General features: G+C 55.2%; 14 protein-coding genes and 4 tRNA genes. 1 reads left to right on the forward strand and 17 read right to left on the reverse strand.

Going from position 1 to position 17,137, the window contains the following annotated elements:
* The first annotated feature begins 2 nt into the window (after positions 1-2).
* Positions 3-1,199, forward strand: coding sequence for a protoheme IX biogenesis protein HemY (hemY, locus tag DSD31_RS24875; RefSeq protein WP_004869575.1), 1,197 nt, complete (start codon positions 3-5; stop codon positions 1,197-1,199).
* A 529-nt stretch (positions 1,200-1,728) separates the two neighbouring features.
* Here the strand turns inward: hemY and DSD31_RS24880 are convergent.
* The 17 genes from DSD31_RS24880 to trxA all read right to left on the reverse strand — a co-directional run bounded on the left by DSD31_RS24880 (position 1,729) and on the right by trxA (position 17,089).
* Positions 1,729-1,805, reverse strand: a tRNA-Pro gene (locus tag DSD31_RS24880).
* Positions 1,806-1,847: 42 nt separating this feature from the next.
* Positions 1,848-1,934: transfer RNA gene (locus tag DSD31_RS24885), tRNA-Leu, on the reverse strand.
* A 22-nt stretch (positions 1,935-1,956) separates the two neighbouring features.
* Positions 1,957-2,032 (reverse strand) — tRNA-His (locus DSD31_RS24890).
* Between the two features lie 67 nt (positions 2,033-2,099).
* A tRNA-Arg gene (locus DSD31_RS24895) sits at positions 2,100-2,176 on the reverse strand.
* Between the two features lie 102 nt (positions 2,177-2,278).
* Complete coding sequence (gene thrP, locus DSD31_RS24900; RefSeq protein WP_004869573.1) at positions 2,279-3,664, reverse strand: bifunctional threonine/serine APC transporter ThrP; 1,386 nt, start codon at positions 3,662-3,664, stop codon at positions 2,279-2,281.
* A 340-nt stretch (positions 3,665-4,004) separates the two neighbouring features.
* Positions 4,005-4,745, reverse strand: coding sequence for a lipopolysaccharide N-acetylmannosaminouronosyltransferase (gene wecG, locus DSD31_RS24905; protein ID WP_015585408.1), 741 nt, complete (start codon positions 4,743-4,745; stop codon positions 4,005-4,007).
* 8 nt (positions 4,746-4,753) lie between these two features.
* The gene (gene wzyE, locus DSD31_RS24910; protein ID WP_004869567.1) at positions 4,754-6,103 is read right to left on the reverse strand and encodes an ECA oligosaccharide polymerase; all 1,350 of its coding nucleotides are present in this window, start codon (positions 6,101-6,103) and stop codon (positions 4,754-4,756) included.
* On the reverse strand, positions 6,100-7,179 hold the full coding sequence (locus tag DSD31_RS24915) for a TDP-N-acetylfucosamine:lipid II N-acetylfucosaminyltransferase (RefSeq protein WP_032718474.1): 1,080 nt from the start codon (positions 7,177-7,179) through the stop codon (positions 6,100-6,102). Before DSD31_RS24915 ends, wzyE begins: the two co-directional genes overlap by 4 nt.
* Positions 7,176-8,426: a lipid III flippase WzxE gene (gene wzxE, locus DSD31_RS24920; RefSeq protein ID WP_004869559.1), complete on the reverse strand. Its 1,251-nt coding sequence runs from the start codon at positions 8,424-8,426 to the stop codon at positions 7,176-7,178. Before wzxE ends, DSD31_RS24915 begins: the two co-directional genes overlap by 4 nt.
* A gap of 1 nt (position 8,427) precedes the next feature.
* Positions 8,428-9,558, reverse strand: a complete 1,131-nt coding sequence (gene rffA / locus DSD31_RS24925) for a dTDP-4-amino-4,6-dideoxygalactose transaminase (protein ID WP_004869556.1) — start codon at positions 9,556-9,558, stop codon at positions 8,428-8,430.
* A gap of 4 nt (positions 9,559-9,562) precedes the next feature.
* On the reverse strand, positions 9,563-10,237 hold the full coding sequence (gene rffC / locus DSD31_RS24930; RefSeq protein ID WP_113991361.1) for a dTDP-4-amino-4,6-dideoxy-D-galactose acyltransferase: 675 nt from the start codon (positions 10,235-10,237) through the stop codon (positions 9,563-9,565).
* A 78-nt stretch (positions 10,238-10,315) separates the two neighbouring features.
* The gene (gene wecC, locus DSD31_RS24935; RefSeq protein WP_113991362.1) at positions 10,316-11,578 is read right to left on the reverse strand and encodes a UDP-N-acetyl-D-mannosamine dehydrogenase; all 1,263 of its coding nucleotides are present in this window, start codon (positions 11,576-11,578) and stop codon (positions 10,316-10,318) included.
* On the reverse strand, positions 11,575-12,705 hold the full coding sequence (gene wecB, locus DSD31_RS24940; RefSeq protein WP_004869538.1) for a non-hydrolyzing UDP-N-acetylglucosamine 2-epimerase: 1,131 nt from the start codon (positions 12,703-12,705) through the stop codon (positions 11,575-11,577). Before wecB ends, wecC begins: the two co-directional genes overlap by 4 nt.
* Before the next feature lie 56 nt (positions 12,706-12,761).
* Positions 12,762-13,808, reverse strand: a complete 1,047-nt coding sequence (gene wzzE / locus DSD31_RS24945; RefSeq protein ID WP_015585414.1) for an ECA polysaccharide chain length modulation protein — start codon at positions 13,806-13,808, stop codon at positions 12,762-12,764.
* Between the two features lie 13 nt (positions 13,809-13,821).
* Positions 13,822-14,925 (reverse strand): UDP-N-acetylglucosamine--undecaprenyl-phosphate N-acetylglucosaminephosphotransferase, encoded by a 1,104-nt coding sequence (gene wecA / locus DSD31_RS24950; RefSeq protein ID WP_004869531.1) that lies wholly within the window; start codon positions 14,923-14,925, stop codon positions 13,822-13,824.
* 241 nt (positions 14,926-15,166) lie between these two features.
* The gene (gene rho / locus DSD31_RS24955; RefSeq protein ID WP_002883293.1) at positions 15,167-16,426 is read right to left on the reverse strand and encodes a transcription termination factor Rho; all 1,260 of its coding nucleotides are present in this window, start codon (positions 16,424-16,426) and stop codon (positions 15,167-15,169) included.
* A 333-nt stretch (positions 16,427-16,759) separates the two neighbouring features.
* Positions 16,760-17,089: a thioredoxin TrxA gene (gene trxA / locus DSD31_RS24965; RefSeq protein ID WP_004869525.1), complete on the reverse strand. Its 330-nt coding sequence runs from the start codon at positions 17,087-17,089 to the stop codon at positions 16,760-16,762.
* Between the last annotated feature and the right edge of the window lie 48 nt (positions 17,090-17,137).

Consider the following 17,137-nt stretch of genomic DNA (forward strand, 5'->3'; position numbering starts at 1 on the left):
GCATGCTGAAAATTCTCTTACTCTTCGCACTGCTGATCGCCGGGATCGTTGTCGGCCCGATTATCTCCGGGCACCAGGGCTACGTTCTGATCCAGACCGATAACTACAATATCGAAACCAGCGTAACCGGACTGGCGATCATCATGATCCTCACCATGGTGGTACTGTTTGCGATTGAGTGGCTGTTCCGCCGTATTTTCCGTACCGGCGCCCATACCCGCGGCTGGTTCGTAGGTCGCAAACGCCGTCGCGCACGTAAGCAAACCGAACAGGCATTGCTGAAGCTGGCGGAAGGCGACTATCAGCAGGTTGAGAAGCTGATGGCGAAGAATGCCGATCATGCCGAACAACCGGTGGTGAACTATCTGCTGGCGGCGGAAGCGGCCCAGCAGCGTGGTGATGAAGCCCGGGCGAATCAGCATCTGGAGCGCGCCACGGAGCTGGCCGGAGACGATCTGATTCCGGTCGAGATTGCGCGCGTGCGCCTGCAGCTGGCCCGCAATGAAAACCATGCGGCCCGCCACGGCATTGATAAGCTGCTGGAGATTACCCCACGGCATCCGGAAGTCTTGCGCCTGGCCGAGCAGGCCTATACCCGCACCGGCGCGTGGAATTCACTGCTGGATATCCTGCCGTCAATGGCAAAAGCCAACGTCAGCGATGAAGAGCACCGCGCCGCGCTGGAGCAGCAGGCCTGGATTGGCTTGATGGACCAGACCCTGGCCGATCGCGGAAGCGATGGGTTACGTGAGTGGTGGAAAAACCAGAACCGCAAAACTCGCGGCCAGGTGTCCCTGCAGGTGGCGATGGCCAGTCTGCTCATCGAGAGCGACGATCACGATACCGCGCAGCAGATTATTATCGACGGACTGAAGAAGCAGTATGATGACCGCCTGGTGATGCTTATTCCGCGTCTGAAGACGAATAATCCGGAGCAGCTGGAAAAAGTGCTGCGTCAGCAGATTAAATCGGTCGGCGATCGGCCTTTACTGTGGAGCACGCTGGGGCAATCCCTGATGCGCCACGGCGAGTGGCAGGAAGCCAGCATCGCGTTCCGTGCTGCGCTGAAGCAGCGTCCGGATGCCTTTGATTATGCATGGCTGGCCGATACGCTCGACCGTATGCATCAGCCAGAAGAAGCGGCATTAATGCGCCGTGATGGCCTGCTGTTAACGCTACAGAACAATCCTCAGCCTTAACCTGCCCTTTCGCTATCGTCTCTTCCAGAGGCGATAGCGCGCTTCTCTTCGCTCTCTTCTGCTCATCCCGTCGCGGGCATAAAAAAACGCCTGCACTGAAATCAGGGCAGGCGTTAAAACAGGTCTGTTTGACAACAAATTGGGTGCTTCACTCAACGTTATGTCCATGGTGTTTGATGAGACGATACGCTGTATCTCTCAGGCTGCGTCGAAGCAGCGTGAAGAACGTGCGTATAAACGCGACATCTGTCAGTGGACGATAAGCACCGTAAACGGCTCTGCATCATTCCTGAGTTTATGAGGCCCGAGGGCGAACATAAGAGATGGAATGAGCATCTACCCGTTTATTATCGCACAGGTTCCGTGGAAATTGCATTAGCCACAACGGTAAATTGGGAGGATTCCGGCCAAGAAATTACGCGTTCACATAGCGCACGGATAGCCGTTTTTTATTCGGGAGATCAGGGAGATATAAGATTGTTGCGGTACGACAGAAAACAAAAAACCCCGCCGAAGCGGGGTTCAAAATTGGTCGGCGAGAGAGGATTCGAACCTCCGACCCACTGGTCCCAAACCAGTTGCGCTACCAAGCTGCGCTACTCGCCGATGTACTGCTTTTTGAATTTTTAGTTCAATTCGTTAAAGTCGTGGTGCGAGGGGGGGGACTTGAACCCCCACGTCCGTAAGAACACTAACACCTGAAGCTAGCGCGTCTACCAATTCCGCCACCTTCGCATTTCACAACTCTATCAAATAATGGGGTGGCTAATGGGATTCGAACCCACGACAACTGGAATCACAATCCAGGGCTCTACCAACTGAGCTATAGCCACCACTGCAAATCTTTTCACGCGGCACTGTTAAATTAACAGTCCACCGCAGCTCAAGCACCGGGTTAAATGGTGCGCCCGACAGGATTCGAACCTGAGACCTCTGCCTCCGGAGGGCAGCGCTCTATCCAGCTGAGCTACGGGCGCTTAGCGCCGTTGCGGGGTCGGATAATACGGACTTCCCCCCCCGCTGTCTAGTGCCTTTTTAAATAAAATTTCTGTTTGCTCACGCTTTGTGCACTTTGGCGTTTATTCCGTCGTTTTATCGACATTTCCATGTCGACCGAGACCAAACACCTTATAAATAAGCGTCACGAGGGCCAGGAAAAGTATTCCGACGAACAGCGACATACGGGTGTCGTCATTAAAGCCCATGCCGATCAGCACACAAACCAGAAACGCCATCGTGAAATAGTTCGCCCACGGGAACAGCAGCGAACGGAACGGGTGGCTGGCCATCTCCTTCTGATGCGCACGGCGAAAACGCAGCTGACTAATCAGAATCACAAACCACGGCACCATGCCCGGCAGTACGCTTGCGCTATAGACATAGACGAAGACCCGCTGCGGATTGGGAATAATATAGTTCAGGCAGGAGCCAATCAGCAGAATCAGAATCGACAGCGCGACGCCCACGGCCGGTACGCCATTGCGCGAAACTTTCGCCATCGCCGCAGGCAGCTGCCGGTTGCGCGCCAGCGCGTAGAGCATACGACCGCAGCTATACATCCCGCTATTACAGCCGGAAAGCGCCGCCGTCAGCACCACAAAGTTGATAATACCCGCCGCCGCAGTAATACCGATTTTCGCAAAGGTCAGGACGAACGGACTGCCGCCGGAACCAATTTGATTCCACGGGAAAATCGTGACAATCACGAAAATCGCGCCCACATAAAAAATCAGGATACGCCACAGAACCTTACCCACCGCGCTGCGCAGCGTGACCTGCGGATTCTTCGCCTCACCGGCGGTGATGCCGATAAGTTCAACGCCCTGATAGGAGGCCACCACGATACACAGCGCCGTCAGGAACCCTTTCCAGCCGCCGGCAAAGAAGCCGCCGTGCTCGGTCAGGTTGCCAAAGCCGATAGAGTGCCCACCATTACCAAAGCCAAAGAAAATAACCCCCAGCCCGACGACAATCATCACAATGATGGTGGTGACCTTTATCATCGCGAACCAGAATTCGATCTCACCGTACAGGCGTACTGCGGCCAGGTTTGCCAGCGCCACCAGCCCGACGGCAATAAGCGCCGGTATCCATTGCGCCATATCCGGGAACCAGAACTGTACATACACCCCGATAGCCGTAATCTCCGAGATCCCGACCGCCATCCACATAAACCAGTATGACCAGGCGGTAAGATAGCCGAAAAACGGGCTCATATAGCGGTGTGCGTAAACGGCGAATGAACCGGTCACCGGCTCAAGGAACAGCATTTCGCCCATTGAGCGCATGATAAAGAAGACAAATAAACCGGCGATAATATACGCCAGCAGGACCGAAGGACCGGCCCACTTCAGCGTGCTTGCCGCCCCCATAAACAAACCCACGCCAATCGTCCCGCCAAGGGCGATAAGCTCAATGTGTCTGGCCTCCAGTCCGCGCTGGAGTTCCGCTTTTTTCTCTGTCATATAACCTCTTGTGTTTGCCCTGCTTCCGGTTTTTGTTCCTCGCCCCTCGAACGGCACGCCTGATGGCCAGCCTCACACCTTCCCGTAGCACAGCGATTCATGCCGCCGGGGAGTGACAGGTTTGCCATGGCGCGACCTGCGAATGGTCTTGCCCATATACCGGTTATTTTTATTAATGAATGAAAGGAAATGTTCTTGCCTGCACGACGGCACACGCTGCCCGCCGTGCATTAAGCATGCGAATGGTTAATGAATTTTCAGGAAATGGCAAATAAAGTATCAGGCGAGTTACTGTAGTAAACACAATACGTACGTAAACTCGCCAGTTTGCAGTGGAATATCAGAGCTGACCGGTATAATACCAACGTAAATATCGCAGCAGGCGAATCTGTCTTTTAATCCGGCTCGGCTGAGAGACCAAACGATAGAACCACTCCAGCCCCAGGTTCTGCCAGAATTTTGGCGCCCGGTGGACATGGCCGGTGAACACATCGTAGGTGCCGCCAACCCCCATATACAGCGCCTGCGGATAGACCTCCCGGCAGTCGCGCATCAGGATCTCCTGACGCGGTGAGCCCATCGCCACGGTCACGATTTTCGCACCGCTATCGCGAATACGCTCGAACAACGCCTGGCGCCGATCGGCAGCGAAATACCCATCCTGACTGCCGACAATATTGACCTTCCAGCGGGCACGCAGCTGCGCCTCCGTCTGTGCCAACACCTCCGGCTTGCCGCCAACCAGGAAAACCGGGGTCCCCTGTGCGCCCGCCCGTTCCATCAGCGCTTCCCAGAGGTCAGCGCCCGCCACGCGCGATACCTGCGCCTGAGGATATTTTTTACGTAATGAACGCACCACGCTAATGCCGTCGGCATATTTAAATTCAGCCGCTTCAATCAGCGCCCGAACCTCGGGATCGTCCTCGACTGCCAACATCTTTTCGGCGTTGATTGCCACCAGCGTTCCCTGGCGGATAGTGCCGTCCGCATACAGATAGTCCAGAGCGTGCTGCATATTGCGCCAACCAATGAGTTGTAACCCTCTCAGCAGATACAACGGCGCAGAAATAGTCTCAGTCATGTCCATCCTTATCTGACCTGAGGTTGCGAAAGCGGTTTAACCCGCCGGTGAATCAGTCCCGCGCTATCCAGGAACCAGTACAGCAATTTCGCCGCCAGTAAGCAGATACCAAAGATCACGAGGAAAAACACCACGCGGGAGCCAAATGAGTCCAGCCCTTCGCGCGCCAGCACTATCATGTTGAAGATAGCGCCAAAACAGAAACTGTGCAGAATAGCCGCTTTATAACGGTTACTCTCGCGGTTACCCAGCTCATACAGCCAGTCAAACCACTTAATAATCAGTCCGACCGCCACCGCGCCCAGCGGAACAAACCAGATCCCCCCCATCACCACCAGCGAGCCGATCAGCGTCGGCGAGATTGCCAGGCCGGAGTGGTTATTCAGCACTTCCCAGGTAAAGTAGTTAGCGGTATTGAGCACCATCGATGGTCGGCTATGCCACATCCAGCTGGGGATAAAGACGTAGAAATCCCTGATCATCGGCGCCAGCCCCTGGAAGGCAATCTTGTCGTAGTTTTGCAGCAGCAGCGCCAGATTTTCCCACGGCGAAAACGTATCGCGGGTCAGATAGAGGAAGGTATAAAACGCTTCATCGCCGCTGACGTTCATGCCATAGCGCTTAAGCGCCAGCCAGAACATTCCCACGATGCCCAGGACGCCAGCCGCCGCCAGCATCCACAGGCTGATCCAGCCGCGAATAATGCCGATAAACAGGAAAATGGCGAAAGCGATAATGATATTCGCGCGGGTCCCGCCGACGATGGCATAGGTCAGCAGCCCAAACGCCACGGTGCTGAGCAGGAAGAATATCCACGCCTTATAATCCTGGCGCAGGAAATAGACCACCAGCATCGCCGGGATAAAGAAATAGAAAAAGCGCTTCAGCGCCACGCCGGAGACTTCGGCAGAGAAGATCTGACTGTAGGAGTTGAGCTTAAACAGCAGGAAGCCATTGTGGGCAAAGAAAATCCCGACGCACAGCAGCGCCAGGCCCAGCAGAATGATCCATGTCAGATGCGTTTCCACGCGGTTCATCGTAAAGAGCGGCCGCCGCTGGCTGTCTTGCGTGGCCGAACGCAGACGCGTTTTATAGGTCACGTAATAGACCGCATAGAAACAGACCGACACCAGTAAGGTTTGCAACAGCACATCCGGCGGAGCAACGCTGACATCAAAGCGGAACACCAGGATACTGGTCAGCGGGAAACCAAAGAAGAAAGTCAGCAGAAACAGCAACGAGAAGAACACATTGAAGTTAAAGCGCACGCGGCGAAACTCAAAATACGTCGCGGTGGCGATAAACAGCGTTGACAGCAGCCAGACCACCAGCAGCCCGCAAAATTGCATTAATGTCATGCGTTGACCCCCGCGGCAATCTGCAATGCCTGCTGCCAGCCCGCCAGGTAGTTCGGCCGGAAGAAAGCAATCTGGTTCTTATCAACGCTTGCCAGCTGACGCTGGGCTTCACGCACCACGGCAACATCCAGCGCATCGCCGGTAAACAGCACCGGAATATTCTGCTCCGTCATATCCTGCCAGAACGGGTTTTCCCGGTTCAGCACGCAGGGTATCCCTGCCTGAATTAATAAACATAGTGTGCCGATGCCCTGCTGGCGAGCAAACAGGAAATAGCCCAGATCGCAGCGGCGCAGCAGATTCAGATAATCGGGAAACGCCAGCTTCTCACTGAGAATCTGCAGGTGCGTGGCGCTAAATAGCGCAGCGCCCGCTTCACGGACCTCGTTAATATAGTCCGTATTGTTTTCCGGATACCCCATCGGCACGATCACGTTTACCGTATCGCCAAATTGCTGATGGATAGCGCGCAGCGCCGCAATATGCTCATTACTGCGGTCACCCGAGTTCCCGACCAGAATCGTCAGCGTCTCGGCGTGCGGTGCGCTATCGGCCAGCGAATTGAGCGCCGGATCCATGCGCGTCGGAAAATAGAGTAGTTCGCCGGGCACGCGCGGATGACGGCGAGCAAACCAGCTGAGATCGCCCCGGGTGGCAAAAACGCGCCCGACCCGGCCCTGGGCAAGACGCCGCAGCGGATAGAACAGGCGAAACTTCAGGCTGGACGAATTTTCATACAGATCGGCACCCCAGATATGCCAGTTAAACTGGGCAGGACGAATCCCCCCGCTCAACAGCGCCAGCCACAGCCCGGTATTAAACTGGCCGTGGAAGAAAAAGCGCTGTTGGCGATCGGCTTTTGCCAGAGCTATCACCGCCTGTGCCAGGGATTTTTTTCCGGGATAACAGGTGACAGACAAGGCCGGACAGGCCTCGCGCACTCCCGTTGCATCACCGACGACCATAAACCTACGCGCCTGCTCGTCATGGACGGCCAGCTCGTCGTTAAAGAACCGCAACACGGTCTGGTTGTGGTGTGGGATATCCGATCCCAGTACATGTATCAGTGCTGTCATGCCCGTTTACGCCAGAGTAAAAATACGCCACTACAGAGGGCGAAATAAACAATATACGTAGCCATATACGCCTGCGCTGCGCCAATCGCGCCGTGCGCCGGGATCAGCCAGTGCGAGAATGCGGTCAACAGCGTGAACTGGCTGATTTCCGTGAGTATATAAAAACGCAGCGACGCTTTCGCAATCACCAGATAGCCATAAACATAGGCGCCGACCTTCAGCACATCGCCGACCAGTTGCCAGGCAAACAGGTCGCGCATCGCCGTAAAGCGGTCAGAAAACAGCAGCCAGATGGCAAAGTCGCGCAGTAGCCAGACGGTTAAGCTCGCCACTGCCACCGCCGGCAGGACAAATTTTAATGATTTGCCGATCTCACGGGTAATCTCTGATTTGGCCGTCAATCGGGAGAGCGTAGGCAGCAGGTAGACGCTAAACGATGCGGTGATAAACTGCAGGTAGGCATCGGAAATGCTGCTGACCCCTTGCCAGATCCCAACCGCCTCCCAGTCATAATGCTCCGCCAGCAGGTTACGCATCATCACGTAAGCCACCGGCAGCGTCACCGAGGTAATCAGCGCCATCAGGGTAAATTTGGAAAGCTGTCCCGCAAGGCCGTTATCCCAACGCGGACGCAGTGCGCTGAGCGGGATTGTCCCGCGCCGCCATAGCACGATTGCCGCCGGGATCACCACCAGCGCCGGCACCAGCGCCAGCCCGAGCAGCGCCCCCTGATAGCCCGCGAAGTGATAGCAGGCGTAATAGGCCACGACACCAATCAGGCTACCGGCGATCAGCGACAGGGCATTACCCGCCGCATCGCGAAAACCTTTCATCAAGGCCAGCAGCAGGTTTGCCCAGGCAATGCCCATCTGCACCAGCGCCACCAGCCGCACCAGCCCCTGATAGTGCGTATGGCCGAACAGCCCCTGGCTGACCGGCGCGGCCGCCAGCAGAAAGACCAGCGCCAGCAGCGTTGAGAAGCCAAGCACCATCGCTGAGGAGGTGCCGACGACCTTATTCAGCTGCTGGCGATCGTCATGATGCTGCGCGACCAGTTTGGTGACGCCGTTGAAAATACCGGCGCCCGCCAGTACGCCAAGCACGGTCACCAGCTGGCGAAAGTTACCGGCCTGACCCACCCCTGCCGGGCCAAAGGAGACAGCCAGTAGTTTAACCACCAGCAGTCCGGCCCCAATTTTGACCAGCGTGGACGCGGCGGTCCACAGTGAAGCTTTAGCCAGCGACATATCAGGAGAAATAGCTCAGCAGCGAATTAATCACCGTACGCTGATTGGCTGACGACAGGTTATAGAACAGCGGCAGGCGCAGCAGACGTTCGCTCTCCTGGGTGGTATGACGATCGTCACCGCGGAATTCGCCAAAGTGCTCCCCCGCCGGGCAGCTATGCAGCGGAATGTAGTGGAACACGGCCAGAATTTCGGCCTCTTTTAGCCAGGCGATCAGGTTACTGCGATCGTCAATATCGCGCAGCTTAATATAAAACATGTGCGCGTTGTGCCCGCAGTCGGCCGGAATGACCGGCAGATCGATGCGACCGGCCCGTGCCAGTGGCAGCAGCGCATCATAATAGCGCTGCCAGAGAGTTAAACGTTGCTGGTTAATCTGTTCCGCCGCTTCCAGCTGCGCCCACAGATATGCCGCCTGCAGGTCAGACATCAGATAGCTGGAGCCGATATCGCGCCAGGTGTATTTATCCACCAGCCCGCGGAAGAACTGGCTACGGTTGGTCCCTTTTTCGCGGATAATTTCCGCACGATCGATCAGCTTACGATCGTTAACCAGCGTCGCGCCACCTTCACCACCGGCAGTATAATTTTTGGTTTCATGGAAACTGAAACAGCCGATATGGCCGATCGTGCCCAGCGCTCGCCCTTTGTAAGTCGACATGACGCCCTGCGCGGCATCTTCCACCACGAACAGATTGTACTTGCTGGCAAGGGCCATGATGGTGTCCATCTCGCAGGCCACGCCGGCATAGTGTACCGGCACAATAGCGCGGGTTTTCTCAGTGATTGCCGCTTCAATTTTGGTTTCATCGATATTCATCGTATCGCGACGAATATCGACAAAGACGATTTTCGCCCCGCGCAATACAAAGGCGTTGGCGGTGGAGACGAAGGTATAGCTCGGCATAATCACTTCATCGCCCGGCTGGATATCCAGCAGCAGCGCGGCCATTTCCAGCGAAGCGGTGCAGGAAGGCGTCAACAGTGCTTTGGCAGTCCCGAACCGCTGCTCCATCCACTGCTGGCAGCGGCGGGTAAATCCGCCGTCGCCGCACAGTTTTCCGCTGTCCATCGCGGATTGCATATAATCAAGCTCGGTTCCCACCACCGGCGGTGCGTTAAATGGAATCATCATGTCACCTGTATAACCAGTACGCGGTGTTTTCCACATTCGCACCGCTGAGAATATAACGTTTAAGCGCGGCGGTGTTCCCCATCTGGGTTGCCACCCGCAGTGTAGACAGCCCGCGGAGTTCGGCCCAATGCCGTGCGGCCTGTATCAGTTCAGCACCCGCGCCGCGACCGGCCAGCAGGCCGATTCGGGCATCCGTCTCATTGAGCTGACGCAGTGAAACAAAAGCGCGAATGTCGCCATCGGCGGCGCGAAAAATCAGACACTGGTTATCGAAGGTTCCCCGCACCGCGTTTTCAATCCATTGGGCGTAGAAACGGCCGCTGGCATCGGCAGCATACCAGGGCGCGCGGAAGCGGCTTTGCGCAAAGGCCTGCGCCGCCAGCTCGCGCAGTCGTGGAATCTCTGCCGCCGTAGCCACTTCACAGCCCGCATCGGCAGACCGACCAACCGGCAGTGCCAGATCGACTTCGCCTTCTACGAGCTGGAAACCCAGCTGCTGTAGCGCATCCAGCCGCACGCCATCATCCGCCGCAATCTTCGCCTGCAAACGCGTCCAGCCGGCCAGCGCCTGAGCCGTCAGCGGCGGGGCATCATCGCCAAAGCGCACAATCGCGCTCTGGATGCCGAAGAAGCGATTTTCCCACTCCAGGGGTTCAATACTGGCGCGCAGAGACATGGAAGGAGTCCTGGTTAGATTGGTCACGGCCAGAGGCTGGCATAGAACACAGGCTTGCACCGGTGACCAGAACCGTACTCACCGCCACACCCCTTTGGTATCGACAATATAATCCTGCGTCACACTATCGCCGCTGATGGCTTTAAACTCGTGATGGTCAACCAGCATCACCAGCACATCGGCGTTCGCCAATGCGTCATCCAGCAAGGCCAGCGTACACAGACCGTCAAGTTTCGCCGGAAGCTGGTGAATATTGGGTTCCACGACCAGCGTTTCACCGCTGTGCCAGCGGGCGATTTGCATAGCGATCGACATCGCCGGGCTTTCGCGTAAATCGTCGATATTCGGCTTAAAAGCCAGGCCAAAACAGGCGATCTTCAGCTCGCTGGCGCGTTTATTACTGGCGGCCAGACAATCGGCGACCCGGGCTTTGACCTGCTCGATAACCCAGTCAGGTTTATGGTCGTTAACTTCACGAGCGGTGCGAATCAGCCGCGCCTGCTGCGGATTTTGCGCCACGATGAACCACGGGTCGACGGCGATGCAGTGTCCTCCTACCCCAGGTCCCGGCTGCAGAATATTCACGCGCGGATGACGGTTCGCCAGGCGAATCAGCTCCCAGACGTTAATGTCCTGCTCAGCGCAGATCAGCGACAGCTCGTTCGCAAACGCAATGTTAACGTCGCGGAAGCTGTTTTCGGTCAGCTTACACATCTCGGCGGTGCGAGAGTTGGTGACCACGCATTCGCCTTCGAGAAAAATTTTATACAGCTCGCTGGCGCGGGCGGAGCAAACCGGCGACATACCGCCGATAACGCGGTCGTTTTTAATCAGCTCGACCATGACCTGGCCTGGCAACACGCGCTCCGGGCAGTAGGCAATATTGACATCCGCCGCTTCACCAGCCTGCTGCGGGAAGCTCAGGTCCGGGCGCATTTCAGCGAGCCACGCGGCCATTTGCTCCGTCGAACCAACCGGAGAAGTGGACTCCAGAATCACCAGCGCCCCCTTCTTCAGCACTGGCGCAATGGATTTTGCCGCCGACTCGACGAAGACCATATCCGGTTCATGCAGATCTTTGAACGGGGTGGGTACGGCAATCAGGTATGCATCTGCCGCAATCGGCTCGGTCGTCGCACATAAATAGCCCTGCTCAACCGCCGTTTTGACCACGCTCGCCAGATCCGGCTCTACGATATGAATCTCGCCACGGTTAATGGTCTCCACGGCATGTTGATTGATATCAACGCCGACCACCCGCTTTTGCCGGGAGGCGAACGCGGCAGCGGTTGGCAGGCCAATATATCCAAGGCCAATCACTGAAATGGTAGAAAAACTCATAGCGTTACCTGATTATTTTTAAGTGCGGACAAAATACGGCGACATGCCTGACCATCGCCGTAAGGATTATGCGCCCGGCTCATTGCCTGATACGCGGCATCATCCTGCAGCAAATGCGTGACTTCAGCGACGATACGCTGGCTGTCGGTCCCGACCAGACGCACGGTACCTGCGGCAATCGCCTCCGGGCGCTCCGTCATCTCACGCATCACCAGTACCGGTTTCCCTAACGATGGCGCCTCCTCCTGAATACCGCCGGAGTCGGTGAGGATCAGCCATGCGCGATCCATCAACCAGACAAACGGCAGATAATCCTGCGGTTCAATCAACATCACGTTATCGACATGACCGAGAATACGGTTCACCGGCTCGCTGACGTTCGGGTTCAGGTGCACCGGGTACACAATCTGGACATCGGGATTGCTGGCGGCGATTTCTGCCAGCGCGTGGCAAATTTGCTCAAACCCGCGGCCAAAGCTTTCCCGGCGGTGGCCGGTGACCAGAATCATCTTCTTGCCGTTCGCCAGGAAAGGGTAGCGCTGCATCAGTACGTTACGCAGCGCCTCATCGCCCAGCACCCGGTCGCGAACCCAGAACAACGCATCAATGACCGTATTGCCGGTGACCGTGATATGGCCATCGGTGATATTTTCGCGGAGCAGATTCTGCCGCGAGGTTTCTGTCGGGGCAAAGTGGTAGGTTGCCAGATGTCCGGTCAGCGTACGGTTCCCCTCTTCCGGCCACGGCGAGCTCAGATCGCCGGTTCGCAACCCCGCTTCGACGTGTCCGACCGGGATACGCTGATAGAACGCGGCCAGACTTGCAGCCATCGTCGTCGTGGTATCGCCGTGAACCAGCACAACGTCCGGTTTGAACGATTCCAGCACCGGTTTTAACCCTTCGAGGATACGGCAGGTGATTTCCGTCAGGCCCTGACCTGGCTGCATAATATTGAGGTCGTAATCCGGCACAATAGAAAAAAGTTTCAACACCTGGTCGAGCATCTCCCGATGCTGCGCCGTGACGCAAACTTTCGCCTCAAAGTGAGGATCTTTTGCCAGCGCATGAACCAGAGGTGCCATTTTGATGGCTTCGGGTCTGGTGCCAAATACCGTTAGTACTTTCACATCGATTCTCTTCGATTAGGTGATGAAGTTGATTAATGCTCCATCACAGGCCGCATTCACTGGACTCTGCGTCGCGATAATGCAACGCCTGCGCCGATGAGCGCGCCCACGATACCCCACATCACCATCAGAAATACGCGCCGCGGGCTATCGCGTTTTACCGGTTCTTCCGGCGTACGCAAATACCGGTAAGTCTGAAAACGTGGATCTAATGTCGGTCCGACGTTGAGCGTATTCAGCATGGCCCGGCTTTGGTCATAGTCGAGATCGTATTCCGGCCCCACCGCTTGCAAGTTTTCCAGCCGCGCCTGCAGCATTGGCCTGCCGAGCAAGAACAGCTCGGAATCCGGCAGCTGATCGGCCGGGATATCCGTTTCACTGCGGGAGATGTTGTGCTGCTGCGCCACTTTCAACGCCTCTTCCACGCTGTGAGTACGACGGTTGAAAATTTCGCGCGCCACCTCTTCCTGGCGCTTCACCTGTGCTTTCATCTGCACGGTGCGGGCCGCCCAGGCACCTTTCAGCTCGTCATTCAGATGCCCTGCCGCACGCTGGCTGGCGAAGGCCACGTACTGGCGCAGCAGATTATTGGCATCCGCCGCGGTCTCGGCCGTCAGCTTCACGCTGTCGTTAACATTTTTTAGCGGGTCGCCGGGCATGAACTGAATATTGTTAATCAGATCGTCCAGCAGCGCAGCGTCCGCGCGGGCATTGCCCGACTGGCGCTGTTTGTAATAGTCGGTTTGCAACCAAAAATCGCGGCGGGTATCCCAGGATCCCTGCTGCATGATGAACTCTTTGTAGGCTTGATCCATCGCCGACGGCTGGTCGACAGGAACCAGATTGGCTTTAATATCCAGATTGCGTAAGAACTGCTGTTGAGAATAGTAACCGCCCAGCATATTCACGGTTGGCCGATCGGTTATCGCCGTTGCGCTCCACTCCTGGCGAGCAAAGAAGGCGTAAACCAGAACGATCAGCGCAAATAGCACGGCCATACCGGCTATCCAGATTTTTCCTGCCCATAAGGCGCGAAACAGCCCGCGAATATCCAGCTCATTCTCAACGTTCACTGCTTGTGCTCCCGGTAATGGTTGAGTCATCACGTCCCCAGTTCTACTTGGTTAATTTTGGATTATTGCCGCTGTGTCGCCGTATTCTGCGTCTGATGCGCTTAACCAGTCGCGCCACTTTCCATGCGCGTTTAATGCAGTAGCCATAAAGGAAAAAGGCCAACAAAAAGAGAATTAACATCACCCATTCAGGAACGATACGGGTATATTCCGCCACCACGCCCACCAGCGCCAGCAGCGCGGCCGCCAGCGTGATCAGGACAAACGCCTGTCGGGAAGTAAACCCGGCACGCATGATCAAATGATGAATATGCTGGCGATCCGGAGAGAACGGACTCATGCCTTTACGCAGGCGACGATACATAATCGCCACCATATCCATCAACGGAATCGCAATAATCCACAGGGCGGTCACCGGGCTAATGGGATGCGTTTTGCCCTGGGTCGTTTCCAGCAGAATCCAGATGATGGTGAAGCCAATCATGGTACTGCCGGCATCCCCCATAAAAACTTTATAACGACGGCCAAGCGCGCCGAGGTTAAGTAAAATATAGGGCAGAATGGCGGCTATCATCGCAAAACACCACATTGCCAGGCTGTATTGGCCGTCAAACCACAGAATAATGCCGGTTGCCGCAAAGGAGACCGATGACAGACCGCCGAGCAGGCCGTCGATACCATCGACCATATTAAAGGCGTTAATCGCGGCCCAGACGGCAAAAAGGGTGAGGAAGAAACCAAAGGGGCCGAGGACCAGCTCCCACGAACCAAAAATATAGCCCAGACTACTCAGGTGCAGATTTCCTGCCGTCATCATGACAACGGCAATGGCGGCCTGAATCACCGCGCGAATTTTTACACTGATATCAAACCGGTCATCCAGCGCACCGACCAGCACAAGGATGCCGGCACAGGCCAGATATAAGGATGAATGGGGAATGTAATAATCAGCGATGGCAAAAGTAAAACAAATGCCAGCATAAACTGAGATGCCACCCACTAACGGAACCAAACCCTGGTGCCGTTTTCGATAGTTAGGTTTATCCACTAACCCGACTTTTTTTGCTGCTTTTCGGGCAACAAATATAAAAAGGGTAGTGAATAAGAAAATACTGATTAATTCAGTAATAGCAGTGAGTAAATTCACAACACATGTGCTCTCAGCATGGTTAATCCGGGAAGTATAACGACGATGTCTCAACTCCTGAAGGGGTAAAGCAGAACATTACAAATTTATTGTATAGATTTTAGTCTGTTAAAATCATCTCTGCCTGGAGTGGTGCGCTAATCATACGATAATCCCTGCTTCCTTTTCCCTTCCTGGATCATACAAACCCAAAAAACAAAACGCCACGCGATTGCGTGGCGTTTTTGGGCTTTTTTTTAACTTACGAGCGCTTCATCATATCGAAGAAGTCATCGTTCGTTTTGGTCATCGCCAGTTTGTTGATGAGGAATTCCATCGCGTCAATCTCACCCATCGGATGGATAATTTTACGCAGGATCCACATCTTCTGCAGCTCTTCCTGGGTGGTGAGCAGCTCTTCTTTACGGGTACCGGAACGGTTGTAGTCGATAGCCGGGAAGACGCGTTTTTCAGCGATTTTACGCGAGAGATGCAGCTCCATGTTACCGGTGCCTTTAAACTCTTCGTAGATAACCTCATCCATTTTGGAGCCGGTATCAATCAGCGCGGTGGCGATGATTGTCAGGCTGCCGCCCTCTTCCACGTTACGTGCTGCACCGAAGAAACGCTTCGGACGATGCAGGGCGTTGGCATCCACACCACCGGTCAATACTTTACCGGAAGCCGGAACAACGGTGTTGTAGGCACGTGCCAGACGAGTAATGGAGTCGAGCAGAATGATAACGTCTTTCTTGTGCTCAACCAGACGTTTCGCCTTCTCGATAACCATCTCGGCAACCTGAACGTGGCGAGAAGCCGGTTCGTCAAAGGTAGAAGCAACCACTTCACCTTTAACCAGACGCTGCATCTCGGTCACTTCTTCCGGACGTTCGTCGATCAGCAGCACCATCAGCACGCAGTCAGGATGGTTGTACGCGATGCTCTGCGCGATATTCTGCAGCAGCATGGTTTTACCGGCTTTCGGCGGTGCAACAATCAGACCACGCTGACCGCGACCAATTGGCGAAGCCAGATCCAGCACACGTGCGGTTAAGTCTTCGGTTGAACCGTTACCACGTTCCATGCGCAGACGTGAGTTCGCATGCAGCGGCGTCAAGTTCTCGAACAGGATCTTATTACGCGCGTTTTCCGGCTTGTCGTAGTTAACTTCGTTAACTTTCAACAGCGCAAAGTAACGCTCACCCTCTTTAGGAGGACGAATCTTACCGGAAATGGTGTCACCAGTGCGGAGGTTGAAACGGCGGATTTGGCTTGGGGATACGTAGATGTCATCGGGACCGGCGAGGTAGGAGCTGTCTGCGGAGCGGAGGAAACCAAATCCATCCTGCAGTATCTCCAGTACGCCATCGCCAAAGATATCTTCGCCACTCTTCGAATGCTGCTTGAGGATGGCAAAAATAATATCCTGCTTACGCATACGGGCCAGGTTTTCCAGCCCCATATTTTCGCCGAGAGTAATCAGCTCAGAAACCGGCGTATTCTTTAATTCGGTAAGATTCATAATGGTGTGGGTTCTTAAACTCGGGGTAGAACTCGAACTTAATGTTGTGAATGGTATGGCAGGAACATCCATGCCTGTTAACGGCCTTCATCTCGTGCCTGTACGTTGCCTGGTCACAGGAAAGAACGCAGAGCTGGAACGACAAAACGGAATGAGTGAAAAGCCCGGAATTTGTAGCCTCTCGCGCATTTTCTGCGGGACGCTTCGGGTAAAACAAGATTCAAACAATAAGGTATGTTTAAAACGAAGTCTGAAGTTAACTTAGCACGACTCTGGCCGGGCGTCCAGAGTTCCGCTAAAAATAGGAACCCGGACGCCGGAATGGCAAACTGCTTACGCCAGGTTGGCGTCGAGGAAATCTTTCAGCTGGCCTTTAGACAGTGCGCCAACCTTAGTTGCCGCCACTTCGCCGTTCTTAAACAGCAGCAGAGTCGGGATGCCGCGAATGCCGTATTTCGGCGCAGTACCCGGGTTCTGATCGATGTTCAGTTTAGCTACGGTCAGTTTGCCCTGATACTCTTCAGCGATCTCATCCAGAATCGGGGCGATCATTTTGCACGGACCGCACCACTCTGCCCAGAAATCGACGAGGGTTAGCCCGTCAGCCTTGAGTACGTCCGTGTCAAAACTGTCGTCAGTCAGGTGAATAATTTTATCGCTCATATTTAACTCCACAGGAATAAGCCTGGTGTGTTGGTGTCGCAGACATCA

The organism is Klebsiella sp. X13 (genome assembly GCF_003323835.1).
GTDB classification, from domain to species: Bacteria; Pseudomonadota; Gammaproteobacteria; order Enterobacterales; family Enterobacteriaceae; genus Klebsiella; species Klebsiella ornithinolytica.